8 protein-coding genes are annotated in these 7,256 nt (G+C 66.0%); 2 read left to right on the top strand and 6 right to left on the bottom strand.

Going from position 1 to position 7,256, the window contains the following annotated elements; all coding sequences use genetic code 11:
• Positions 1-280 precede the first annotated feature (280 nt).
• On the top strand, positions 281-1,990 hold the full coding sequence (locus KH616_RS18950; RefSeq protein WP_292249678.1) for a glutamine--tRNA ligase/YqeY domain fusion protein: 1,710 nt from the start codon (positions 281-283) through the stop codon (positions 1,988-1,990).
• A gap of 93 nt (positions 1,991-2,083) precedes the next feature.
• Here KH616_RS18950 and KH616_RS18945 read toward each other — a convergent pair whose 3' ends face one another.
• From KH616_RS18945 to KH616_RS18935, 3 genes are all read right to left on the bottom strand, one after another.
• Positions 2,084-2,545 carry an NUDIX hydrolase gene (locus KH616_RS18945; RefSeq protein ID WP_292249677.1) on the bottom strand — a complete coding sequence of 154 codons (462 nt, stop codon included), beginning with the start codon at positions 2,543-2,545 and terminating at the stop codon, positions 2,084-2,086.
• A 25-nt stretch (positions 2,546-2,570) separates the two neighbouring features.
• Positions 2,571-2,957, bottom strand: coding sequence for an RT0821/Lpp0805 family surface protein (locus KH616_RS18940; RefSeq protein WP_292249676.1), 387 nt, complete (start codon positions 2,955-2,957; stop codon positions 2,571-2,573).
• Positions 2,958-3,049: 92 nt separating this feature from the next.
• Positions 3,050-3,217 carry a hypothetical protein gene (locus KH616_RS18935; protein ID WP_292249675.1) on the bottom strand — a complete coding sequence of 56 codons (168 nt, stop codon included), beginning with the start codon at positions 3,215-3,217 and terminating at the stop codon, positions 3,050-3,052.
• 281 nt (positions 3,218-3,498) lie between these two features.
• On the opposite strand from KH616_RS18935, the gene KH616_RS18930 reads away from it, so the two are divergent.
• Positions 3,499-4,485 carry a rhodanese-like domain-containing protein gene (locus KH616_RS18930; RefSeq protein WP_292249674.1) on the top strand — a complete coding sequence of 329 codons (987 nt, stop codon included), beginning with the start codon at positions 3,499-3,501 and terminating at the stop codon, positions 4,483-4,485.
• Between the two features lie 54 nt (positions 4,486-4,539).
• Here KH616_RS18930 and KH616_RS18925 read toward each other — a convergent pair whose 3' ends face one another.
• The 3 genes from KH616_RS18925 to KH616_RS18915 form a co-directional block, all read right to left on the bottom strand.
• On the bottom strand, positions 4,540-4,746 hold the full coding sequence (locus tag KH616_RS18925) for a hypothetical protein (protein WP_292249673.1): 207 nt from the start codon (positions 4,744-4,746) through the stop codon (positions 4,540-4,542).
• Positions 4,728-6,278 (bottom strand): cellulose biosynthesis protein BcsG, encoded by a 1,551-nt coding sequence (bcsG, locus tag KH616_RS18920; RefSeq protein WP_292249672.1) that lies wholly within the window; start codon positions 6,276-6,278, stop codon positions 4,728-4,730. The genes KH616_RS18925 and bcsG overlap by 19 nt, the downstream gene beginning before the upstream one ends.
• Before the next feature lie 32 nt (positions 6,279-6,310).
• Positions 6,311-7,256, bottom strand: a 946-nt coding sequence (locus KH616_RS18915) for a PilZ domain-containing protein (RefSeq protein WP_292249671.1), incomplete at its 5' end; no start/stop codon positions are given.

Below are 7,256 nucleotides of genomic sequence, written 5' to 3'. Positions count from 1 at the left end.
GATAAACGTGGTTTTCTTCATCATCATTTTCTTGTTGACCTCCCGCCCCACGCCATGCGCACGACGGTATTGAATCGATGGCCCATCATAGAAAGGGCCGAATGCGGCAAGCAAATCGATTTACCTCGTGTTACAGCAGACACAATGTCGAGATATTGCGCGTGACGCGGCGCGCCATGCGCGCGACATTGTCCCGGGCCGCGCGGGAGGCACCCCGCTCAGGTAGAATTGACGGATTAAACCGGCGCAGCACGCGCCGCCCAAACCTGACCATTTCCGCATGAGCACCGAACGCAACGACGCCCCCGCGGCCTCCAACTTCATCCGCAACATCATCGACGACGACAACCGCACGGCCAAATGGGGCAGCCGCGTCGAGACGCGCTTTCCGCCCGAGCCGAACGGCTACCTGCACATCGGTCACGCGAAGAGCATCTGCCTGAATTTCAGCATCGCCCGCGACTACGGCGGTGTCTGCCACCTGCGTTTCGACGACACGAACCCGGAAAAGGAAAGCATCGAATACGTCGACTCGATCGTCGATTCCGTGCGCTGGCTCGGCTTCGACTGGCGCAAGGACGCGGTCGACCACCAGTATTTCGCGAGCGACTACTACGACAAGCTGTACGAATTCGCCGAGCTGCTGATCAAGCGCGGCAAGGCCTACGTCGACAGCCAGAGCGCGGAAGAGATGCGCGCGAACCGCGGCTCGCTGACGGAAGGCGGCAAGCCGTCGCCGTACCGCGAGCGCTCGGCCGAGGAGAACCTCGACCTGTTCCGCCGGATGAAGGCCGGCGAGTTCAAGGAAGGCGAGCATGTGCTGCGCGCGAAGATCGACATGGCTTCGCCGAACATGAACATGCGCGATCCGGTCATCTACCGGATCCGTTATGCGCACCACTACCGCACGGGCGATGCATGGTGCGTGTATCCGATGTACGACTACACGCACTGCATCTCGGATGCGCTCGAGAACATCACGCATTCGCTGTGCACGCTCGAATTCGAGGATCATCGCCCGCTGTACGACTGGGTGCTGAACGAACTGGCCGACGCCGGCGTATTCACGCGCCCGCTGCCGCAGCAGATCGAATTCTCGCGCCTGAACCTGACCTATGCGATCACCAGCAAGCGCAAGCTGCTGCAGCTCGTCACCGAAGGTCACGTCGACGGCTGGGACGACCCGCGCATGCCGACGATCGTCGGCGTGCGCCGCCGCGGCTTCACGCCGGAAAGCATCCATCTGTTCTGCGAGCGGATCGGCGTGACGAAGGTCGATTCGTGGATCGACATGAGCGTGTTCGAAGGCGCGCTGCGCGACGATCTCGACGAAAAGGCCGCGCGCACGGTCGCGGTGCTCGATCCGCTGAAGCTCATCATCGACAACTATCCGGAAGACCTGGAAGAAGCGTGCACGGCGCCCGTGCATCCGCATCATCCGGAGCGCGGCGTGCGCACGTTCCCGATCTCGCGCGAGCTGTGGATCGAACGCGAGGACTTCAACGAAAATCCGCCGAAGGGCTATTTCCGTCTGTTCCCCGGCAACAAGGTGCGGCTGCGCTACGGCTACGTGATCGAATGCACCGGCTTCGACAAGGACGCCGACGGCAACGTCACCGCCGTGCACTGCAACTACTTCCCGGACAGCAAGTCGGGCACCGAAGGCGCGAACACCTACAAGGTCAAGGGCAACATCCACTGGGTCAGCGCGAAGCATGCGCAGGCCGCGGAAGTGCGCATCTACGACCGACTGTTCAAGGAGCCGCATCCGGACGCGGGCGGCGCGAACTTCCTCGAGGCGCTGAACCCGGATTCGAAGAAGATCGTGCACGCGTACGTTGAACCGGGCGCCGGCGACGTCGCGCCGGAAACCCGCCTCCAGTTCGAGCGTCACGGCTACTTTGTCGCGGATCGCTACGACTCGAAGCCGGGCAAGCCGGTGTTCAACCGGATCGTCGGGTTGCGCGACAGCTGGGGCAAGCCGGCCTGACGCATCGCACGGCCTGCCCGCACGCCGCTTCCGGCGCGCGGGCGGGCCGTCTGTCTCTCCATCAATGACATCGTCCGGCCGTCGCGGGACGGCTCAAAGCGTGCGATGCAGCTCGGCGAGCGACAGCCTGGTCCGGAACAGCCGCGCGAGACTGCGGCTCGCATAAGCATCGATTTCGTCGGGCACGGTCCAGCGGTACGCGTCCATTTCGGGAATCATCGAGCCGTCGCGCCGGCTCGGAAACAGCGACGTGCACGTGCACTGCGCGACGTCCACCTCGCCATCGGCGACACGCGTCGCGAACAGGTGCAAGTCCTTCTCGCGCCGGTATTCGAAGCGGCCGAGATCGACGAGCCGCTCGGGCGCCAGCACGATGCCGGTTTCCTCGCGCAGCTCGCGCAACGCGGCTTCGATCGGCAATTCGCCCGGCTCGCCCTGCCCCTTCGGAATGTCCCAGTGCGTCGTGTCCGTCGCGTGCGCGAGGAACACGCGGCCCGCATCGTCGAGGATCACAATGCCGCACGACAACGTGCGTGGCGCGCCGCCCTGTCTCATGGATGTGATGCGAACGGGCGGGCGATCAACGCTTCTGCAGCTGCCACTTGCCCGCGGCAGTCTTGCAATAGACCGGCCGGAGCGTCATCGTCTGCCCCTTCGCCTCGATCTCCGTCTTGATCTCGCGGCAGGTCTTGCCGTCGCGGTCGGCCGTCGCGGGCGTGAGCTTCGCGTCGATCTGCGTGCTGCGCCCGTCGTTCTTCCACTCGACCGTCTCGCCGTCCTTGCCGTCATTGCGCACCTGCTGCACGGCCTTCGACAACGATGCGATGTCCGCCTTGCTGAAATAGCTGATCGGCGTGTCGGTCAGGAAGTTCAGGTTGCTCTGCGCCTGCGCGGGCAGCACGGCGGCAACGCACGCGGCGCTGGCCAGCACGCGCGCGACGAAGGAAGGGGATGTACGCATCGACATGTTGTTCTCCTTGGCTGATCGATCGAACGGCGCGGCACGGCATGGCGTCTCGGCGCGCACGTCAGCGAGCGAGCATAGCACGCCCGCCCCGCTCAGCGGCTCGCCGGCGTCGATCCGGCCTGATAGACGTCGGTCAGCATCTGCTGGAATGCCTCGAACGCGCGCAGCACCGCATCGAGCGTGGCCTGATCGTTGGCGAGCACCTGCGCGACGACGCACTCAAGGCAAATGACGGTCAGCCAATGGGCGACCTGACCCACGCGCTGACGCTGAGCGCGCAGTAAGGGCTGAACGGGCCGGCGCGACATGCCATCTGCACCCCCAGCATCAAGCAGCACAGCCGTCCGGTTCGGATCCCGTCGTGTGCAAAACAGGACAAAAGACGCGGAAAACCCTACACTTGTCCGCGACCAGCTCGCCTTTCGACCAGGTTCCGCCTGGGGTCAGAACGACCAGCAATGCGGGCCTGATTTCAATCGGTTTCGACAAGCCCGGCGCGCGCCGCCCGCTTTCCGCAGCCGCACGGTAAAGAAGTCACTGAATGCCCAGCAGCCATCCCGCCCTCCCGCTTTCCCGACTTGAAGCGCATGACACCGCGCCGTCAGCGAATGCGGATGAGCGAACGCGCCGCCAACTGGTCAATCCGGCATGGCTCGCTGCGCTGACGGCGGGCTTGCCGGTCGACACGCCTCCGGCACGGGCCTGGCGGCTGTTCGAGGTCGGCTACGGCGACGCCGCGGCTTTTGCGCGGGGACACATTCCCGGGGCAAATTACATCGACACCGCGGAGCTCGAGCGCGGCCCGTTGTGGAACAAGGTTCCCGACCATGAACTGCTGAGCGCGCTGCCTGCCCACGGCATCTGCCGCGACACCACGGTCATTCTTTACGGCCGCAGCACCCTCGCGGCAGCGCGGGCCGCCCACCTGATGCTGTACGCAGGCGTGTCGGATGTGCGCCTGCTCGACGGCGGCCTCGCGGCGTGGCAGGCCGCCGGCGGCGCGATGGAGACGGGGATGCCGCGCGGCTTCCCGGCGCTTGCCGATTTCGGCGCGCGCCGGCCCCTTCGCCCCGACTACCTGATGGATACCGGGCAGGCGCGGCAGCTGCTGGCGCGGCAAGACGGCGTGCTGGTCAGCGTCCGCACCTGGAGCGAGTTCGTCGGCCGGACTTCGGGCTACGACTATATCGAGGCCCGGGGTGATATTCCCGGCGCACGCTGGGGGCGTGCCGGCCGCGACGGCGACGTGCAAAGCATGAGCGACTACCAGCGCCTGGACGGCACGATGAAACCGCATGCCGAGATCCTGGCGTTCTGGCGGCAGGCCGGCATCCACCCCGGACGCCGCATCGCGTTCTATTGCGGCACCGGATGGCGTGCCTCGCTCGCATTTTTTTACGCGTGGCTGATGCGCTGGGAATGCATCAGCGTCTATGACGGCGGCTGGTGTGAATGGAGCCGCGATCCTGCCAATCCCGTGGCAACCGGCCTGCGCGTGGCGCGCCCTTGCGTCACCAACCGTACTTGAGCTCGACGCCGACGTAGTCGGCGTTGTGGCCGCCCGCCTGCCGTTCGCGCGGCTTCATTGCCCCGCCCCGCGCAATCCCATCAGTTGCGCAAGCGTCGGCCAGCGCTCGAGCGCCTCGTTATAGGCGCGGCGCGCCTGTTCGTCGACATAGCGCTCAGGATCGAGCGCGGGCAAGTGCCGCGCGAGGCCGAGCACGTCATTCGGCTGCGACAGGCGATCGTCGTCGCCTTCGCCGGCCAGGATTACTGTTCGTCGATCCATACGCCGTCCGGAGTTTTCACCGCGTAACCCGTCGCCGTCTGCATCGTGACGGTCCCCTCGTTCTCGCCGACCATGCGCGTGCGCGGCAGATCCGCTGCGTAATGCGGCAGCGTCACGCCCGGCTTGAACGGACTGCTCGACACGAGATTCGACAGCAGCTGCGACAGCGCGAGAAAGCTGGTCGGCGTGTCGATCACGGTCGTCGCGCCGTGATCGCCCTGAAAGCCGACGAGCCGCACGCCGACCGGCACATGCACGATGCGCGGCGTCGGAATCTCGCGCAGGCCCGCGATCTGGTTCTTGTCGCCGCGCAGCGCCGCGCCGTGCTCCGGCACGAACACGATGACCGCGCGCCGCCCGGACGCCGCGATCAGGTCCGACAGCCGGTCGACATCGTTCATCAGCTTCGTCGCGCGCTGCGGATACGAATCGATGCTCGACAGCGCGCTGCCGACGACGCGGTTGCCGTCGTGCAGGCTGATCGTGTTGTAGTACAGCGCGACCGGCCCCGGTGTCGCGGCACGTTGCGCGTACCAGTTCGCAAGCGTGCCGTAGTCGTCCTTGATCGGCGAGCCGTCGAACGCGTGCATCGCGACCGGCGCAGCGGCGTTCGACATCATCGGCGAGTCGGGCACGCCGAGGTTGTCCTGGATCACCTGCAGGAAGTTGTCGAAATGGCCGTCGTGGTTCAGCAGCGACTGCGTGGTGTAGCCGGCGCGCGCAAGCTGCGCGAACAGGTGGCACTGCTGCGGCGCGGAGTTGTAGAGGTCGTTGTGCGCTTCCTGCCCACATGTCGCGCGCAGCACGCGAATCGCAGCCGGGCCGCTGTAGCTCGCCGCCGAGCTGAAATTCGTGAACAGGTAGTCGAAACGGCTCAGCATCGGATGATTCCGTACCTTGGCGGCGTCGAGATCGTCCCACGACAGTGAACACACATGCAGCACGATCACGTCGAACTGCGACGCCGGATCGTCGCCGAGCTGGCCGAACCCGACCTGCCGCTGCGATTCGCGCGCACGGAACGCCGCGAGCGCCGCGTTGTGGTCTTCCGGCTGACCGGTGCGCGTCGCGCCCGGCGACTGCGCCTGCGCATTGCCCGCGATGCGCACCAGCATCCCGCTGCCCGCCTGCCAGACCGGCAGCACCACGAGTGCGATCAGTACGATCGTCGCGACGCGCAGCCAGCGATTGACGACGAAATACACGACGACCGCGCCGATCGCGGCCAGCACCACGAGCGGCGGCAGGACGCGCGGCAGCAGTTCCATCCAGTATTCGAAACGGAACGTGCTCATCTCACCGGCCGCCTCGACCAGCCTTGCGAGCGGCGGCACGTGCGCCTCGTGCGCGAGCAGCGGGACAGCGATCGCCACCGCGGCGATCTGCCGGACGATGCGCAGCGCGCGCCGCCTGACCGGCGCACTCGCCGCGAGCGCCAGCGCGAACGCAAGATTCGCGAGCCATATCGGCTGCAGATGGCCGGTCGCGAACAGGTAGAACTTCAGGATGAAATACAGATTCCAGAACGTCATCGAGACGACTCCATCATGAGCGGCGCCACATGTCAGTCATGCCGGCGATCCATGGCCAGCATCGACTGCACACTGCGTGATGCGCCTTTCAGCAGGCGCGCATACCCTTCGGCGCCCACCCTCAACACTTCCTTCAGACCGCTCAACGGCGTATCGGCGCGCTCGCGGGTATGCCAGTCGAGCCACGCGTCGGCGCGGCCGAACGTGCACTGCACGAGCTGGCGCTCCTGCTCGAGCGTCAGCGCGTCGAAGCTGACACCGAGGTGCGCCGGCGTCACGCGGCACACCCGCACCGGGAAATGAAACGACCGGTCGCCGCGGCTCACGCACACCGACAACGTGTCGCCGACCGCGAGCTTCACGCCCGGCACCGCTTCGAGCCCGAGGCCGCCCGCCGAATAGTCGCTCGTGAAGCATGCGACCGTCGTGCCGTCGGCCAGCAGCAAGGTGGCGGGCACGCGCATCGCGATCCGGTGCGTGACGCGCACCTGCTTCGCCTCGCGCGCGACCGCGAGCGCCGCACCGAGCATCGCGAGGTTGTAGACGGTCCAGCCCATCGTGATCAGGACCGTCGCCGCTTCATCGCCCTGATCGGCGATCAGCCGCCAGACGCCCGCGGCGATCGCGATCGCGTTCACCGCGAGCAGCACGAGATACGGCTTCGACGTCGACCAGTCGACATACCCCTCCTCGATCTTGCCGCCCTTGTCGGTCACGTTGAACTTGCCGTGCTTCGGGCTCAGGAATGCAATGGTCGTCGGCAGCGCGATGTACCACGCCAGCACCGATTCGTAGACCTCCGCCCAGAACGAATGGCGGAAACGGCCCTGCATCCGCGAGTTCGCGATGTTCGCCAGCACGAGATACGGCACCACGTAGCTCGCGAGCGCGACGGCCGACGCATTGATGAAGTACAGGTGGAAGAACAGGTAAGCGAGCGGCATCGTCAGGAAGACCAGCCGCGGGATGCCGTAGAAT

The sequence above is a fragment of the Burkholderia sp. genome (assembly GCF_018375725.1).
Classification (GTDB): domain Bacteria; phylum Pseudomonadota; class Gammaproteobacteria; order Burkholderiales; family Burkholderiaceae; genus Burkholderia.
This window is presented reverse-complemented; position numbering and strand designations above follow the sequence as displayed.